A 17,144-nucleotide genomic window follows, 5' to 3' on the forward strand; every position below is an offset into this window, starting at 1 on the left:
AAAGACGGCGATGCCAGCGTGCAGGTGAGCGTGACCAACGTCAACGGCAACAGCGCGTCTGCGGGCCGCGAGTACAGCGTGGATGCGACCGCACCGTCCGTGACCATCAGTACCCTTGCGGCTGACGATATCCTGAACGCCACGGAAGCGCAGTCAGACCTCGCCATCTCCGGCACCAGTACCGCCGAGGCGGGCCAGACGGTGACCGTGAGCCTGAACGGTAAAAACTACACCACCACCGTAGGCGCTAACGGCAGCTGGACGCTGAACGTTCCGGCGGCGGACCTGGCGGGATTAACCGACGGCAGCGTGATCGTCACCGCGAGCGTCAGTGACAAGGCGGGGAACCCGGCGTCGGTTGACCACAACCTGACGGTGGACGTGACCGTGCCTGCGGTGACGATCAACACCATCGCGGGCGATGACGTCATTAACGTGGCTGAACACAATCAGGCACAGATTATCAGCGGCTCCGCCACCGGCGCGGCAGCGGGGGATAAAGTCACCGTCACCATTGGCGGCCAGACTTACACCACCGTGCTGGACGCGGCGGGCAACTGGAGCGTGGGCGTTCCGGCGAGCGTGATTGCCGGCCTCAGCGATGGCAGCGTGACCGTCACTGCGTCAGTGACCGACGCGGCGGGCAATACCGGCAGCGGTACGCACAATGTAACCGTTGATACCGGGCTGCCGTCAGTTGGCTTCGACACCCTCAGCGGCGATAACGTGCTGAATGCGGTGGAGAAAGGCCAGGATCTGAGCGTGAGCGGTACCAGCGCCAACCTGGCGGAAGGCACTCTGATCACAGTGACGCTGAACGGTAAACAATACACGGCGACAACCGCTGCAAATGGAAGCTGGAGCCTGACGGTACCGGCGGCGGATCTGACTGCTCTGGGTGAAGCAAATTACACTCTGAGCGCGACGGCGACTAGCGCGGTGGGTAACAGCGTGAGCAATACCGCAAACCTGCTGGTGGATACCGCGCTGCCAACCGTCACCATCAATACCATTGCGGGTGACAACGTTATCAATGCCTCCGAAGTGGCTGCAGGCCAGACTATTAGCGGTAAAGTCGCCAACGCAGAGGCGGGCAGTAGCGTAACGGTTTCTATCGGTGGGAATGATTACATCGCAACGGTTCAGAGCGATCTGAGCTGGTCCGTTAACGTGCCTGAGGCCGTCCTGACGGCGCTGGGGAATGGCGAACTGACCGTTACAGCAACCGTCACTAACAGCCACGGCAATACCGGTTCTGGCGAGCGTGATGTGACTATCGACGCTAATCTACCGGGTCTGCGTGTGGACACCGTGGCGGGCGATGATGTGATCAACAGCATCGAGCACGGTCAAAACCTGATCATCACCGGTTCCAGCGACGGTCTTGCTGTTGGTACCACGCTTACCGTAACGATCAATGGCAAAACCTATGCAGCATCCGTGCTGGCAGACGGCACCTGGAGCGCGGCAATCCCGGCGGCAGATGTCAGCGCCCTGACTGCGGGGACGGTAACCGTTACCGTAGAAGGCCAGAGCACGGCGGGCAACCCGGTGACTATCAGCCATGACGTCACTGTCGACCTGGCGACGGTAGCCATCAGCATCGATGCCATTGCCACCGACGACGTGATCAACGCGGCTGAAAAAGGTGCGGAACTGGTGCTTTCGGGCAGCACGTCCAACGTGGAAGAAAACCAGACCGTAACCATCACCTTTGGCGGCAAGTCTTACACCGCGAAAGTTGATGCCGACGGCAACTGGACGGCAACCGTGCCGCCCGCCGATCTCACCGGACTGAAAGATGGCGACGCCAGCGTGCAGGTGAGTGTCACCAACGTGAACGGCAACATCGCCTCTGCGGGTCGTGAGTACAGCGTGGATGCGACTGCGCCAACCGTGACTATCGATACGGTTGCGGGCGATAACGTGATCAACAGCAGTGAAGCGGGGACGGGTGTCACAATTTCCGGCTCGACAACGGCCGAAGTTGGTCAGACGGTGACCGTGACGCTTGGCGGAAATAGTTATACCGCGCAGGTTCTGCAGGGTGGTATCTGGAGCGTTAACGTGCCAGCGGGTGACCTGACGGCTATGGCGGACAACGGCTACACCGTACAGGTGAGCGTGAGCGATGCGGCAGGTAACACCGGTAGTGCGAATAAAGCGATTACGCTCGACACTACGCCGCCAACCGTCAGCTTTAATATCGTGGCGGGCGATGACGTGATTAACAGTCTGGAGCATACCCAGGCGCAGATTGTCAGCGGGACAGCAACCGGCGCGAACGTCGGCGATAAGCTGGTCATCACCATTGGCTCAAACCAGTACACCACCACCGTTGATGCCAGTGGTAACTGGAGCGTGGGCGTACCGGCCAGCGTGATTTCTGCCCTGACTGACGGCACCGTAACCATCAGCGCAACTATCATCGACAGCGCGGGTAACAGCAGCACCCAGACGCACAATGTCGTGGTGAATACCGCCTCCGTGGCGCTGACCGTCAACACCCTCAGCGGTGATGACGTGATCAACGCGGCGGAAGCGGGCAATGCGCTGGTGATTAATGGCTCCAGCGCGCAGTTTGCCAGCGGCACGCAGGTGACCGTTACCCTGAACGGCAAGAACTACACGGCCACCATTCAAAACGACGGTTCCTGGAGCACAACGGTACCGGCTGCAGACGTGGGCGCACTGGCCGATGGCGCGAGCTATCAAGTCTCTGTTTCGGCGCGGGACAGCGCAGGCAACAGTGCTTCGGCAACGCATGGCATCAGCGTGGATACCACGGCGCCAGTCGTCAGCATTGCCACGATTTCCAGTGATGATGTTCTGAATGCGGCTGAGGTGCAGCAGCCGCTGACCGTACACGGCTCTTCCAGCGCGGAAGCGGGCCAGACGGTGACCGTGACGCTGGGTGGCAAAACCTATACCGCGACGGTCGCAAACGACGGCACATGGACGCTCAATGTTCCGGCAGCCGACCTTGCCAACCTGAGTGAAGGCGCGTTGACCGTCAGCGCGTCGGTGAACGACAAAGCCGGTAACAACGGCCAGACCACGCATACCCTGACGGTTGATACCGTGGCACCAACCGTCACCATCAGCACTGTGGCAGATGATGATATCGTCAACAACGCCGAGCAGTTGGCGGGCCAGACCATCAGTGGTACCACTACGGCGGAACAGGGCCAGACGGTGACGGTCTCCTTCAACGGGCATAGCTATCAGGCGACCGTGGCGGCGAACGGTGCGTGGTCGGTCTTCGTACCGGGCCGTGATTTCCTCGGCCTGACCGATGGGGATTACACCCTCACCGCGACGGTGAGCGATAAGGCGGGCAACCCGGGCAGCGCCACGCACGACGTGACGCTGAGCGGTGACGTGCCGACGATTGCTATTAACACCTTTGCTGAAGATGACATCGTTAGCGCGGCGGAGCACGGTACGCCTCTGGTCGTCAGCGGTACCACCGACGCACCTGTGGGTCAGACAGTGACCATTACGCTTAACGGCAAAACCTACACCGCAACTGTGCAGAATGACGGCACCTGGAGCTACACCGTTGGCAGCGCGGACGTGACAGCGCTGGCAGACGGCGGGTCATATGTGATTCACGCCGTGGTGAGCAATACCATTGGTAACAGCGCCAGCGCCGACCACACCGTGACAGTTGATTTGACCGCACCATCAATGGGGATCGGCATTGATTCGCTGCAAAACGACACCGGCCTGAGCGCGAGTGATTTCATCACTAACGACAGTAAGGTCATCGTTAACGGCTCACTGACCGCACAACTTGGTAATAACGAGAAAGCGCAGATCAGTCTTGATGGCGGTAAGACCTGGATTGATCTGACCGTTACTGGTTTGCAATGGCGTTACACCGACGGCCGCACCCTGACAGACGGTACGTACCAGTACCAGGTTCGTGTGATCGACAATGCGGGTAACGTTGGCGCAACGGATAGCCAGGACGTGGTGGTTGACCTGACTGCGCCAGCGGCCACGACCATTACTGTGGATTCCGTTATTCAGGATACCGGACTGTCTGGCAACGACTTTATTACCAGCGACAACCAGATCAGCCTGAAAGGGACGCTCGGCGCGGCGCTGGGCAATGGCGACCACGCGCAGATTAGCCTGGATGGCGGTCTCACATGGACTGACGTCAGCGTCAGTGGTCTGAGCTGGACGTATGTAGATGGCCGTACGCTGGCCGATGGTGATTACAACTATCAACTGCGAGTTATTGATAACGCAGGTAATGTCAGCGCGACCACAAGCCAGGTGGTCACCATTGATACCGTCGTACCTGACGCCAGCAAAACGATCTCTATTGATAGCATCAGCGACGATACCGGCCTGAGCGGCAGCGACTTTATCACTAACGATACCTCGCTGACGCTGCACGGTTCGCTGGGGGCGACTCTGGCCGCTGATGAATACGTTCAGATCAGTATTGATGGCGGTGTGACCTGGCAGAACGTAATTGTGACTGGCAACAGTTGGTACTACGTTGATGGGCGCACGCTGCAAAACGCCACCTACGATTATTATGTGAGGGTAGTGGATGTTGCCGGAAACATCGGTGCTTCCGCGCATCAACAGGTGACCGTTGATACGGTCGCTCCTGACGCGGCTATCACAGTAACAGTGGATAACATTACTGTTGATACTGGCTTCGATAATAATGATTTCCTGACCAGCTCAACGTCATACACTCTGCACGGTACGCTGGGTGCGGAACCTGGCAAAAATGAGTATGTCCAGGTGAGCTTTGATGGTGGGGCTACATGGGCCTACGCCACGGTGAATGGAACAAGCTGGAGCTATACCGATACCCGCACGCTCAGCGATGGCGATCACCGCTATCAGGTTCGCGTGGTGGATCAGGCCGGTAACGTAGGGGCGACGACTTCTCAGGTAGTTACTGTCGATACTGTGGCACCGCAGAATGGCATCACTATTGACAGCATTAGCGAAGATACCGGGCAATCCAGCAGCGACTTCATCACCATGGACACCACGCTGACCATTAACGGTTCTCTGGGCAGCGCGCTGGCAAGCGATGAGCGCGTGCAGATAAGCCTCGACGGCGGCAATACCTGGATTGACACAACCGTAACTAACCAGCGCTGGAGCTACACTGATACCCGCGATCTGGCTGACGGTGATTACACTTACCAGGTGCGGATCGTCGACCAGGCAGGCAACGTCGGCTCGACCTCTTCGCAGGTGGTGACGGTCGATACCACGCCGCCAGCCACGGTCGGTACAGTCGTCAGCTATACCGACGGAGAAGGTGAACGCCAGGGCAGTTTTGGCGCATCGGTGGCAACAGATGACAGTTCCCCAGTCATTAACGGGACACTTAACCGTGCGCCGGACAATGGCGAGATTGTGCAGTTGTATCGTGATGGTGTGCTGCTGGGATTGGTGACGATGAGCGGTGCCGCCAGTTGGTATTTCCAGGACAGTGGTCTGAATGACGGTAATCACACCTATACGCTGCGTGTCACCGATCTGGCGGGTAACCACACCGATTCAGATAATTTCGTGTTGAAAGTGGACACTCGCATCCCTACTACCACTGTGAGCATCACCGCCCAAACGACGACAGACACTACCCCCATTCTGAGTGGTTTGGTATCGGCGGAACTGACTAACGGCGAGTATCTCGTTATCAACGTGAACGGTAAAACTTACACCTCTGAATCAGGCGGTGCGGTAGTGGTCGATCCGGATAATAACACCTGGTATTTGCAGATCCCGGACAGCGATGCGCTGAGCGTGAAGAATTATGATGTCACCGCACAGGTGAAAAGTAGCGCCGGCAACGGTAATACTGCTGATTTGACCACCGGCAGCCTGGTCGTGGGTAATGAAGCCTCATTGACACCAGCCTGGTCATTTACCGCCGCGAATTATTCCTATTCTTCCAGTTATATGCTGGATTCGGATGGGCTGTGGACGATTATCGCTAATCAGCAGTTCGCCTCGGCGAACTCCAGTAGCCGTAACTCTTACACCGTTTCAGGTAATTTCTCTATGACGGGGAGTTACACCACGGGTACTTACGCAGATATCAACCGCGACGGGCTGGCAGACGTGCTGGCTGAAGGGACAAGCTACTCGTACATGGTGCAGCTAACTAACAATGGAGATGGTACATACACCTCCAGTACGCTGACCAATATGGGCGCTGCGGTGTGGTATGGCGCGGTGGTTGCCATTGATATTCAGGGAGATGGTTACACCGATTTCGTTATTGGCGATGCGGGGGGGCCTGACTCCAGCACCTTCATGCTCAATAACAAAGGTGTGCTGACCGGTAGTTCTAAGGCCGGGGCATACACCAACTTTGTATCAGGCTCGACGGTAGGTAACTACGTCAGCCTGATTGAAGCGTCCGGTGTGGATTTGAATAACGACGGAAAAGTGGATATTGCCCAGCATACGACCAATGGGGTGAACAACTATGCGCTGTCAACCATGTTTAACCAGGGCAATGGTTCTTTCACATGGGGGCAAAATTTTACCAATACCATGTACAGCGGCTATGGTTCTGGCGCGGCTTCCAGTGCGGTAAGTATGACCTGGGCCGACTTTAATGGTGATGGTTACATGGACCTGTATATGAGCATGTCCCGTACCTCCAGCGGAAGCAGCCAGGGCGGCGTGTTAATGCTGAACGATGGTAGCGGTAACCTTCTTGCCGGTACTGCGGTTGGAACAGCGACCACGGATAAGTTTGTGGGTAACGTCAGCGTGGCGGTGGACTGGAACCTCGACGGTAACATGGACATCATCAAACTGGCGAACAGTGGGCAGTCCTATCTTTACACCAACGATGGACTGGCGGGGACAGCAAGTTTTACAGCTTCAAAGTTCAGTACCGCTACGTCAACCCAGGTATCCGGAGCGGCTCTGCTGGATTACGACTGGGATGGTGCACAAGACCTGCTGATTTTCCGTCAAAACGGTACGGTTTTACTGGAGCGTAATACCAATACGGTTGCGCCAGGAACCGCATTGCATTTGAAGATCGTCGACAGCGAAGGCATTAACGCCTTCTTTGGCAACACTGTCCAACTGTACAACTCGGCAGGTCAGTTGGTCGCCAGCGAAATCATCAATGCTCAGTCCGGGATCGGCATAAATGATTCTTCGTCACTCATCAGTTTTTACGGTTTAGACCCCAGTGAAACTTACCGTGCGGTGCTGGTTCGTGCCATTAACGGTGTTTCAAGTAATGCAACCTGGGATGGACTGACGGCAGGAGACGGTAAAGAGAGTTATTCCCTGACGGCTGATGCTGCCACAGGCGGACACCACGGAACCCTGACAGGTACTGGATACAACGATACCTTTATAGCTGAGGCGGGTACTTATACCTACAACGGTTCTGGTGGCTGGACGACAACCTCTGAACACGACACGTGGAGCAGTACAGGCGGCATGGATGTCGTGGATTATCGCCATGCTACTTCCGGTGTAACCGTCGATCTTGGTCGGTCTACGGCCCAGAGTACCGGGTTCGATACCGCGACGCTGGTTAACATTGAAGGGATTAATGGTTCCAACTACAACGACGTTATTACCGGCAACAGCGGCGATAACCAGTTCGAAGGGCGTGGCGGTAATGACACTTTCAATATCGGCAGCGGCGGTCACGATACGTTGCTTTATAAGCTGATCAACGCTTCGGATGCCACGGGGGGCAATGGCAGTGATGTGGTCAACGGCTTTACCGTCGGTACCTGGGAGGGGACGGCGGATACTGACCGTATTGACCTGCGCGATCTGCTTTCCGATAGCGGCTATACCGGCACGGGATCGGCGAGCTATGTGAATGGCGTGGCGACGTTGGACAGTGGGGCGAGCAATCTCACTGACTATATCCGGGTGGTACAAAATGGGAGCAACACTGAGATTCAGATCGACAGAGATGGTACGGGTAGCCAGTTCGACCCGACCACCGTCGTGACGCTTAATGGTGTGCAAACCGATTTGGCCACGTTGTTGGCAAATCATCAATTGTTATTAGCGTAATCAAATGAGCTGCGAGGGGAGAAACTCTCGCAGCTATTCATTTCTTTACATAAAAATTGATAACAAACAGAAAAATAAAGATTTTTTTCATTTTTATTAGGATTCTGTTCGTATTGATATATCAATTAAATGACATAATTTCGATGCGTGACAATGTTGTTGGATAGGAAGTAGCACTATGAAGACTCATCCGCTTTATGAGCCATGGTTACAAGCCATGCTTATTATTGCGAAACATTACCGGCTTGATTTTTCGTTAGAACATGTCCGGGTGGTGATTAATCACGAAAGCCAGTCACCGCGTCAACTGGTCCTCGAAGATATGGCTCGCCATTTGGGATTAGGATTGAGGAAAGTTTCGGTGAATGCCGAATTACTCGATCCCTGGCGTTTGCCGTTGATTGCTGAGTTTACTGGCGGTCAAATTGCAGTTATCAACCGGATGGATAAAGAGGGGAATGTTAGTCTTCAATTCAGCGGTGATAGCGGTCTCGAAACAGTATTAACGCGAGAGGAGCTTGCGACGCGCCTGCTAGGGGGGGTCGTGCTTCGCCCTCTTGAGTCAACGCCGGACGCACGCGTTGATGACTATATCAAACCTTATGAGAAAAACTGGTTCTGGCAGCTGGCGCTGAAAGACTGGCGCCGTTATGGCGATATCATGCTGGTGGCGATGATCGCGAATGTACTGGCGCTTTCAGGCATGGTGTTTTCTATGCAGGTGTACGATCGCGTAGTACCGTCACAGTCGGAAGCAACGCTATGGGTCCTCTTTGGTGGGGTCATGGTGGCTATTACCTTTGAGTTCATCATGCGTATGCTACGCGTTCATCTTTCAGATGTAATTGGTAAACGCGCAGACCTGCGGATCTCTGAACGCGTATTTGCTCATGCTCTGAGAATTAAAAATGGTGCGCGGTCAAAATCCACGGGCTCTTTCATCGCTCAAATCCGCGAGCTGGAATCAGTGCGAGAGTTGATTACCTCCACGACTATTGCGGCAATTTCCGATCTCCCCTTTTTCCTGTTGTTCGTTTTTATCCTCTGGATGATCGGCGGGCCGCTTGTACTGGTGGTATTGCTGGCCGTTCCGCTGCTGCTAATCCCTGGACTGCTGGTACAACGTCCATTAGGACGGCTCTCCAGCGAAGGGATGCGCGAGTCGGCGATTCGTAACGCCACATTGGTAGAGGCGGTACAGGGCCTTGAAGATATCAAACTGATGCGTGCTGAGCAGCGTTTTCAAAATCAGTGGAATAACACCAATGATGTCGCCGCTAATGTGGCGATGAAACAGCGTTGGCTAACGGGGTTACTCCTGACCTGGACCCAGGAGGTTCAATCCATCGTTTATGCTGTGGTGCTGCTGATAGGTTGTTATCTGGTGATTAGTGGAGATATGACTACCGGCGCGTTAGTGGGTACCTCTATCCTTGCATCGCGCACAATTGCTCCACTTTCGCAAATTTCCGGCGTGCTTTCACGCTGGCAGTCAGCGAAAGTTGCACGCAAAGGGCTTGATGATCTGATGCAACGGCCAATTGACGATCCGCAATCCGGCAAGAAAGTCCATAAAGCCCATCTGCGTGGAAATTACGTCATGGAAGATGTGAGTTTCTATTACGATGAGGAAGAAAAACTTGATGTATTAAATATATCACGTCTCCAAATTCAAGCCGGGGAACGTATTGCCCTGCTGGGACGTAACGGCTCAGGAAAAAGTACGCTTCTGCAACTTCTTGCGGGTATGCAGGAACCCCAGCAAGGTTCCATCTTACTTGACGATATCTCACTCAATCATCTTGATCCTGCTGATTTACGCCGGGACATGCAGCTACTCAGCCAGCAGGCTCGTCTGTTCTTTGGCTCAGTGCGCGACAATATTATAATGGGCAATCCCTTAGCGACTGATGAGGAGATCCATCAGGCGCTGGCGATAACAGGAGCATTGGATTTCGTTCGTAAACAGAAAATGGGTCTGAATTACATTGTAAATGAAGGCGGGGCTGGTCTGTCTGGCGGTCAGCGACAGGCGCTATTGCTCACTCGCGCACTCTTAACATCACCTAATATTTTGCTGCTTGATGAACCGACGGCCTGGCTTGACGAGGTGAGTGAGAAACAGTTTATCGGCAGTCTGAAAGGCTGGTTGGGAAAAACGCGCACACTCATTGTCGCTACACACCGCTTACCTATCCTTGAACTGGTTGACCGCATCATTGTGCTGGATAACGGCCGAATTGTTATGGATGGACCACGAGATAGCATTCTTCGTGAACATGGTATGGCTCCACAAAAAGCGGGCCAACGTACGGTAACAATGAAAAAAGCCACTTCTCAAAAAACGGTAGTTAATGAGGAGGGCGTATGAGCGATTTCAGTCGTTTTAATAGTCGTCTTCAGGAACCCCATCTTCCTCGCTCGAGTCTGGTGGTATGGAGCGTGGTGTCTATGCTTGTTGTTTTCATCGCATGGGCGGGGTGGTTTCAACTTGATGAAGTTACAACCGGAAGCGGTAAAGTAGTGCCTTCTTCACATGAGCAGGTTATCCAGTCGCTGGAAGGTGGAATCATCCATAAATTGCTTGTTCAGGAAGGCGACATCGTTGAACGCGGGCAGCAGGTTGCGCAACTGGATCGCACAAAAACAGAATCCAGTGTTCTGGAAAGTGAATCCCGGTTAAATGCGGCGCTGGCAACTGCTTCACGTTTGACTGCCGAAGTGAATGGTACAGAACTTACTTTTCCGGCTGAACTGGATGATGATGTCGACCTGGTCAGACAAGAGACAGCACTTTTTACTTCACGCCGCGAAAGTCTGGAAAAGGGGGTTGCTGGATTGCGTCAGGGGATGGCGTTGATTCAAAGAGAGTTGGCTCTCACCCAGCCTTTGGTAAAGCAGGGCGCTGCCAGTAATGTGGAAGTTCTTCGTCTGCAACGGCAAAAGAACGAATTAGATAATAAAGTGACAGAAATGCAGAATCAATACGTTGTGCGCGCACGCGAAGAATTAGCTAAAGCGAATGCCGAAATTGAAGCGCAACGTTCTGTAATGAAAGGCCGTGAGGATTCATTAACCCGACTGACTTTCAATGCACCGGTGAGAAGTATTGTTAAAGATATCGATGTGACGACAGTCGGTGGTGTTATTCCGCCGAATGGAAAACTGATGACTCTGGTTCCACTGGATGACCAAATGGTTATTGAAGCAAAAATCTCTCCCAGAGATGTTGCATTCATTCACCCAGGACAGAAAGCGTTAGTTAAAATTACCGCTTATGATTATTCTATTTATGGTGGTCTGCAGGGTGAAGTGACGATGATTTCACCGGATACAATCCAGGATGATGTAAAACGTGATGTCTATTTTTATCGTGTCTATATCAGAACAAACACTAATCATCTTGAAAATAAGCAGGGTAAAGAGTTTCCTATATTTCCTGGCATGATTGCAACTGTAGATATAAAAACAGGTAGTAAATCGATTCTTGATTATTTGTTAAAGCCATTGAACAAAGCAAAAGAGGCGTTACGCGAAAGATAAAAAAAAGCGATCGACGCAAATCGATCGCTTGTAACTTACCACAAGCTAGCACGAAAGAATGGGGGGTGATTTAACTATTTTTCAGGATGTATATTCAGATAGTGCATGACATAAGCAAAATACAGACCTGCATAGTTTTCGACAAGCTGAATAAATGAAGGATAAATCTCAATCAATCCGTCTGCTCTTTCTCTCAGGTAACCAGTGTCCTGGGCAACCTTTATAATCCTGCTGACATGAATCCGTGACACAAAGAATTCTTTGGCCAGTACATTTGATGAATAATTAATGACTGCACCACGACTGGTCAGTTTTTCTATAGCTTGCAAGTAAAGATAAAGCATAATCATTCGCCCACCATCTTTTTCAATAAATATCCCGACTTCAGGCAGGATTTTTTTGAAGGTTACTCCGCGAAAAAGATATTGGGATGCGCGTTTGAAAAAATCATACCGTGGCGCTTCATCATCCAGTGAATCTACTGAAATATTATATTCAGGGTAGAGCAGATTCAACGGCGAAAACGCGCCAGACATATATCTTTTAAGTTCATCGATTCCTTTTTGCGTTGGCGTGATCAGGATTTTCCTTCTGTCTTCCTGGCTACGCCATGTTTTAATTCTGTTCGTTGTTTTTAATAGCGTAATGATTGCAATAACGCTATTAGGACTGGCGATTTGATATCTGGAGCAGAGCTCTTTAATCTCTGATATACATGATGCCTGGTTACCAAAAACAAAACAACACATTGAGAGTGCGATGTTGAATCTTGATTCCTGAAGCATTACTTTGTAGAACAAAGGTTGTTTCTTATAAATTTTATCATTGATTTGATAGTGTTCTCTTATGGCTTCTTTAAATTTAGGGTTAGCTTTTATAAGGTTTCTTCGATGAAGCAATGCCTCTGGGGAAATTTTTGTTTCCATATGGTAGCCCCTATGTTTAATTATTTAAATAACGTTGGTATATTGGTCCTTTCAGATGGTTAGTCGCCACTTATTATACATTGAGAATAATAATAATACTTTTAATATCTAATCATATTCTGATCATAAGGTGATATTTTATACGGGAAACACGAAGTCTGGTATGCCAACTTTCCAAAAATGGGCTGTAGATTATTGGGTTTATTTTGCAGCGAAATAAGATCAGAAATGTACATGGCAAATAATGATAAGTGATGTGATCTTTATTATCTTTTATACTAAGGGTTAAAGGTAATGGCTTTTTTTGATGTTTTTTGTTGATAATTGTGTGGTCCTCTTGTTTTATGTTTGTTATGCTTGAATTAAGTTTTAAAGCATTGCTTTGTTACATTTATTAGGAAAAGGTAACATTTTTATTATTGGGTAGATTCCTGGTCAATTTTTCATTATAACTATTATTATAGGGAATGAATATGATTTGTAATTCATCTTTGCCTTCAATTAAAAAATATAATCACTATTATATCATCTCTTGTTGTAGTTATGCTTGTGAAGGCGCCACAGCACTTTTCATGCATGAGAGTGAGGCACCTAAGAGAATATCCTGTGACCAGGAGTATCTCTCCGGTGATGAATTGCTATTGTTTCCAGAGAGTGGTGAAGTATGCATTTTTGTGTATCTGAATGGTAATATTGATACTATTCTTAGTGCGCTGAAAAAAACAGCGAGTATTATTTGCAACACAAAGTGTAGTTCATCAGTATATATTATTTCTGATTTTCCTCCTGCATGGGTTAGCTTTATTTTAAGCCCGCTGATTAATAATGAAACCCTTTTGTCAAAAGTTTTTTGCACGGATGCTAATTTATCCTGTGAACAGCTCCTGAGTCAGGACTTTATCAGAGTTGAGTCAATTCTCAGTGAAGGGATTAAATATAAAAACAGAAAAATCAAGAGGTTATCTTTAAGGGAGTTGGCTGTCGCCATCCGTTACTACCGAGGAGAGACAGTGAAAAATTTTTCTCAAACTTTGGGACTCCCGGCAAAGTCTGTATACGTCTATAGAAGAAATGGTGTGGCTAAGCTTACAGCGCTTAAGCAATGGCTAAATAATGAACGTGCTAAACAAAGTTTCAAATAATATGAATGCCTGGTGTCACACCATGGTCCTGTTTGTTTTGTCTACAAATTCAGATTCTATCAATTTTTTTATCTGAGATGATAGAGCGCTGGGCTTGTAATCACGATTATATATGCACCAAAAATAATATCAGATAGATATTATTTTTGTGAATCCCCTACGTCCATTACCGGAGCGTAATGATTTTTCACGCTGAGATCCCGTAGGAATAAATCTGACGGCCTGCAGATCATAGAACAATCGCTGGCGTTGCTTCCGTTCACCCGACGACAGATTATTCTTCAAAGTATTCATGTATGAGCCGGCAGAAGCCGGGGCCATCAACGTACCGATCGATAAACTGCATGACATCATCGCCCTGCACTTTACGCGAACGCTGGCAGCGAGATGAACAGGACTCGGAGGCAATAACTTTCCTGACCCAAATGGCACCCAAAGAAAAAGGACCTGCGATTTCTCGCAAGTCCTTGAAGTTTGGTGGCCCCTGCTGGACTTGAACCAGCGACCAAGCGATTATGAGAAACATTATGTCCACAGTAAAAACAATAACTTACTTATAAATCAGTGGGATAGAAAACCAATATAGTCCTGTATCCTCCAATATACTTAAGTTACTGCGACACTTTTGCGACACTTTGAGGTTTAAGCTTGGCTTGCTTCAGGGATATTTGGAACAATTCTTCGAATTCTGAATCTTTCGAATCCCGTAACCGTTGAGGCTCTTGATTCAAGCTCATTAATAACATCTTTAATCCATTTTTGTTCGTTTGCTAGGTCGTTATTATAACGGCCTGAACCATATCTGTATTCAAGTGCATCAGTAATTTTTCTCCAATATTTGCGAGGTAAATCTAGCCATGTAGTTACAAAATTAACCACATTGACTTGTGACATTACATCATAATCTAAATATTTACCTTTGACGCTATAATCACTTGAAATTAACCCACAGAAGGATTCGGGGTTGAATTTTAATGTGTCTAACAATTCATTTGATATTTGTGGATATTTCTTACGAAGAGCTGAAAATTGCTGTTCTGATATGAATTCTTTTATGAACTCTACTCTTTCTCTATAGGAATCATAGCAAATGAAAGCACATGCCATATAACTATCGCGAAAATGGCCATCTAAAAAATTATCTTCAAATGGTGTCGGAAGTAAATTTTTATTTAGAAGATTTATTATATACGTCTTGCATATCTTATCCACTTCATCAAATGAATTATTTTCAGCTCCGATTTCAGCCATGAAATATTTCATGTGGAATACATGAAGTATTTCTCCAATGGAGGTGTAGTAAAGTTCACTCAATTCTTCGTTTAGTTTTAATATGGCCTTTTCTAAGGTTATATCATCTACAGTATCAAAATTGAAAATAACATTCCAGGTTGATGTTTTTTCGTTATTTTTTACAAAGTGAGATGATCTGCTTATTGATTGATTTATCCCATCAAAATTATAATGGCCATTGAATAAAGCATTAATTAAATCCTTGTCGGAAATTATTTTGGTTGTAAGGTTTACTGGATTGTATTTATTTTTTAATTGTGAAATTACAGGTTCTTTATTTTCTTCTTTCGGAGTTGCGCTGCTTAATCTAATTTGACTTAAGGCATGTGCTCTGATTTGGCTGTTTCTATCTATAAGGTCATTTTCTTTAATATTACCCATGCGATATTCAATGTTCAAAGCAATGAATATTGATAGCGCCTCCACCATAGCTCCTTCGTTAAGTGATAATTTTTTATCAATCCCATCTAGCAATAAAACGGTATCCTCAATTGTATGCTTTAATATTCTTAGCGACTGACAACCCGAACTTAAGAAAATTTCAGCTAGTTTTAATTTTTGTAGTTTATGGAGATTGTTAAATCGGAAATCTTTTGTAAATTCGGAATAAATGTTATGAATGTCAGGCGTAACCTTCAAAGTTAGGCCTATAATCTTCTCTTTAGTGTTTGTTAAATCTAAGCTAAGTTCTTCATCATGTGCAATAGCGATGACTCTACATCCATGATGTTCTACGTATTTATTTATAGCGCCGAGTATTTCTTTTGTATTTATTGTTGATCTTTCTAAATCGTCAAAAATTATTACTTTGCTACTTTCAACTTTTTCACGCATTATTGAATTTGCTAGGCTGTCGGGGAAGTCACCCAGCGCAAGGGATAATCCACCATATCCAATTTCTACGTCTTTTGTGCTGCGGGTGAATCGTTTTATTATATTTTTTTTAGGATGCATCGAACTATAGACTGCTGCGTAGATATCATCAACAGAATGCAATCCAAATAAGCTTATATAGTGATAAGTATCAGGGGGTAAATGATGTGTGATGAAATAAGTTTTTCCTGCCCCCCAAGCACCAGACAATAAAATTGCATAACCAGGTTTATTTAATTTAACATAAAAATCAATTGACTTCCTTATATGCTCATTGGACATTTTCTGGCTCCTTTTTAGAGAAATTGAGAGGGTTTAACTTTAATGCTTCCTCGAGGTGATTCGGCGCAAAATGGGCATAGCGCATAGTCATTTTTATATCAGTATGGCCAAGTATTCTTTGTAGTACTAATATATTTCCACCATTCATCATGAAATGACTGGCGAATGTATGTCTTAACACATGTGTAAGTTGCCCTGCGGGAAGCTCAATTTCTGCTCGTTCAAGCGCGTTCCTGAATGCGTAGTAACATGGAGTGAACAAGAAACCGCTTTTATTTGGCAGTTGGGAAATTAAAACTGGATCGATAGGAATAGTTCGGTTGCGCTTACCTTTTGTTTTTATAAAAGTGACCTTTCCTGCAGTGATCTGGTTGCGTTTCAGTTTTTCAGCCTCACCCCATCGAGCGCCAGTGGACAGGCAAATCCTGACTATCATTTCCAAATCTTTCGCTGAACTCAGGCGGCATTGCTCTAAAAGCCTATCAATCTGCTCTCCGGTAAGATAGGCCATCTCACTTTCTTCGGTTCTAAACTGGCGAACATTTTCTAATGGGTTCGGAGCCTCCCATTCCCCAAGCCTTTTCAATTCATTAAAAACAGCTAAGAAATAAGCATGCTCCAGATTCATCGTACGGGGCGATACTTCAGCAATGCGCTTAGTACGGGCGAAATGGCCATCGAGCCTTTTAGCCCTATATGCTGTGAACAGTTGTGCTGAGAATTCAGTAGCAAGAGGTGAACCCATGCATTCAGCCGCCCAAAGCATGGCCCGAACACGTTTTTGCCCATCACGCAAAGCTATCCCGTGGCGTTCATACCATAAGTTAACTAAATCCGATAGGCGGCGTTTATCTTTTCCTTGTCCAAGCCAGGGCGAGTCCTCAACTTTTTGAAGAGTGTAGTTTTCGAATGCTAACGCCTCGCCTTTGGTCGCGAATTTTTTGCGTACACGCTTGCCTTGCTTGCCATTGCTGCGGTTGACGGTATAAAAGTCCGCAACCCATTGGCCATCACTGAGTTTTCTTACGGTCAT

7 protein-coding genes are annotated in these 17,144 nt (G+C 48.5%); 4 read left to right on the forward strand and 3 right to left on the reverse strand.

The features are described from left to right. The 3 genes from OGV80_RS05730 to OGV80_RS05740 all read left to right on the forward strand — a co-directional run. Nucleotides 1–8,052, forward strand: an 8,052-nt coding sequence (locus OGV80_RS05730) for an Ig-like domain-containing protein (protein ID WP_286514020.1), incomplete at its 5' end; no start/stop codon positions are given. Nucleotides 8,053–8,230: 178 nt separating this feature from the next. Next, on the forward strand, nucleotides 8,231–10,423 hold the full coding sequence (locus OGV80_RS05735) for a type I secretion system permease/ATPase (protein ID WP_087051965.1): 2,193 nt from the start codon (nucleotides 8,231–8,233) through the stop codon (nucleotides 10,421–10,423). Beyond that, entirely contained in the window at nucleotides 10,420–11,595 is a 1,176-nt protein-coding gene (locus OGV80_RS05740) for an HlyD family type I secretion periplasmic adaptor subunit (protein ID WP_032950253.1), read from the forward strand. Before OGV80_RS05735 ends, OGV80_RS05740 begins: the two co-directional genes overlap by 4 nt. Before the next feature lie 74 nt (nucleotides 11,596–11,669). Here the strand turns inward: OGV80_RS05740 and OGV80_RS05745 are convergent, their stop codons facing one another. After that, nucleotides 11,670–12,521: a hypothetical protein gene (locus tag OGV80_RS05745; protein WP_032950251.1), complete on the reverse strand. Its 852-nt coding sequence runs from the start codon at nucleotides 12,519–12,521 to the stop codon at nucleotides 11,670–11,672. A gap of 473 nt (nucleotides 12,522–12,994) precedes the next feature. Here OGV80_RS05745 and OGV80_RS05750 point away from each other — a divergent pair, with 473 nt between their 5' ends. Continuing rightward, the gene (locus OGV80_RS05750; RefSeq protein WP_125461436.1) at nucleotides 12,995–13,663 is read left to right on the forward strand and encodes a hypothetical protein; all 669 of its coding nucleotides are present in this window, start codon (nucleotides 12,995–12,997) and stop codon (nucleotides 13,661–13,663) included. A 642-nt stretch (nucleotides 13,664–14,305) separates the two neighbouring features. Here the strand turns inward: OGV80_RS05750 and OGV80_RS05755 are convergent. Together OGV80_RS05755 and OGV80_RS05760 are read right to left on the reverse strand one after the other, a co-directional pair. Further along, nucleotides 14,306–16,111: a P-loop NTPase fold protein gene (locus OGV80_RS05755; protein ID WP_286514025.1), complete on the reverse strand. Its 1,806-nt coding sequence runs from the start codon at nucleotides 16,109–16,111 to the stop codon at nucleotides 14,306–14,308. Continuing rightward, nucleotides 16,101–17,144, reverse strand: a complete 1,044-nt coding sequence (locus OGV80_RS05760; RefSeq protein ID WP_286514028.1) for a phage integrase — start codon at nucleotides 17,142–17,144, stop codon at nucleotides 16,101–16,103. The genes OGV80_RS05755 and OGV80_RS05760 overlap by 11 nt, the downstream gene beginning before the upstream one ends.

This window comes from Citrobacter sp. Ce119, from assembly GCF_030334525.1.
Lineage (GTDB): Bacteria > Pseudomonadota > Gammaproteobacteria > Enterobacterales > Enterobacteriaceae > Citrobacter > Citrobacter europaeus.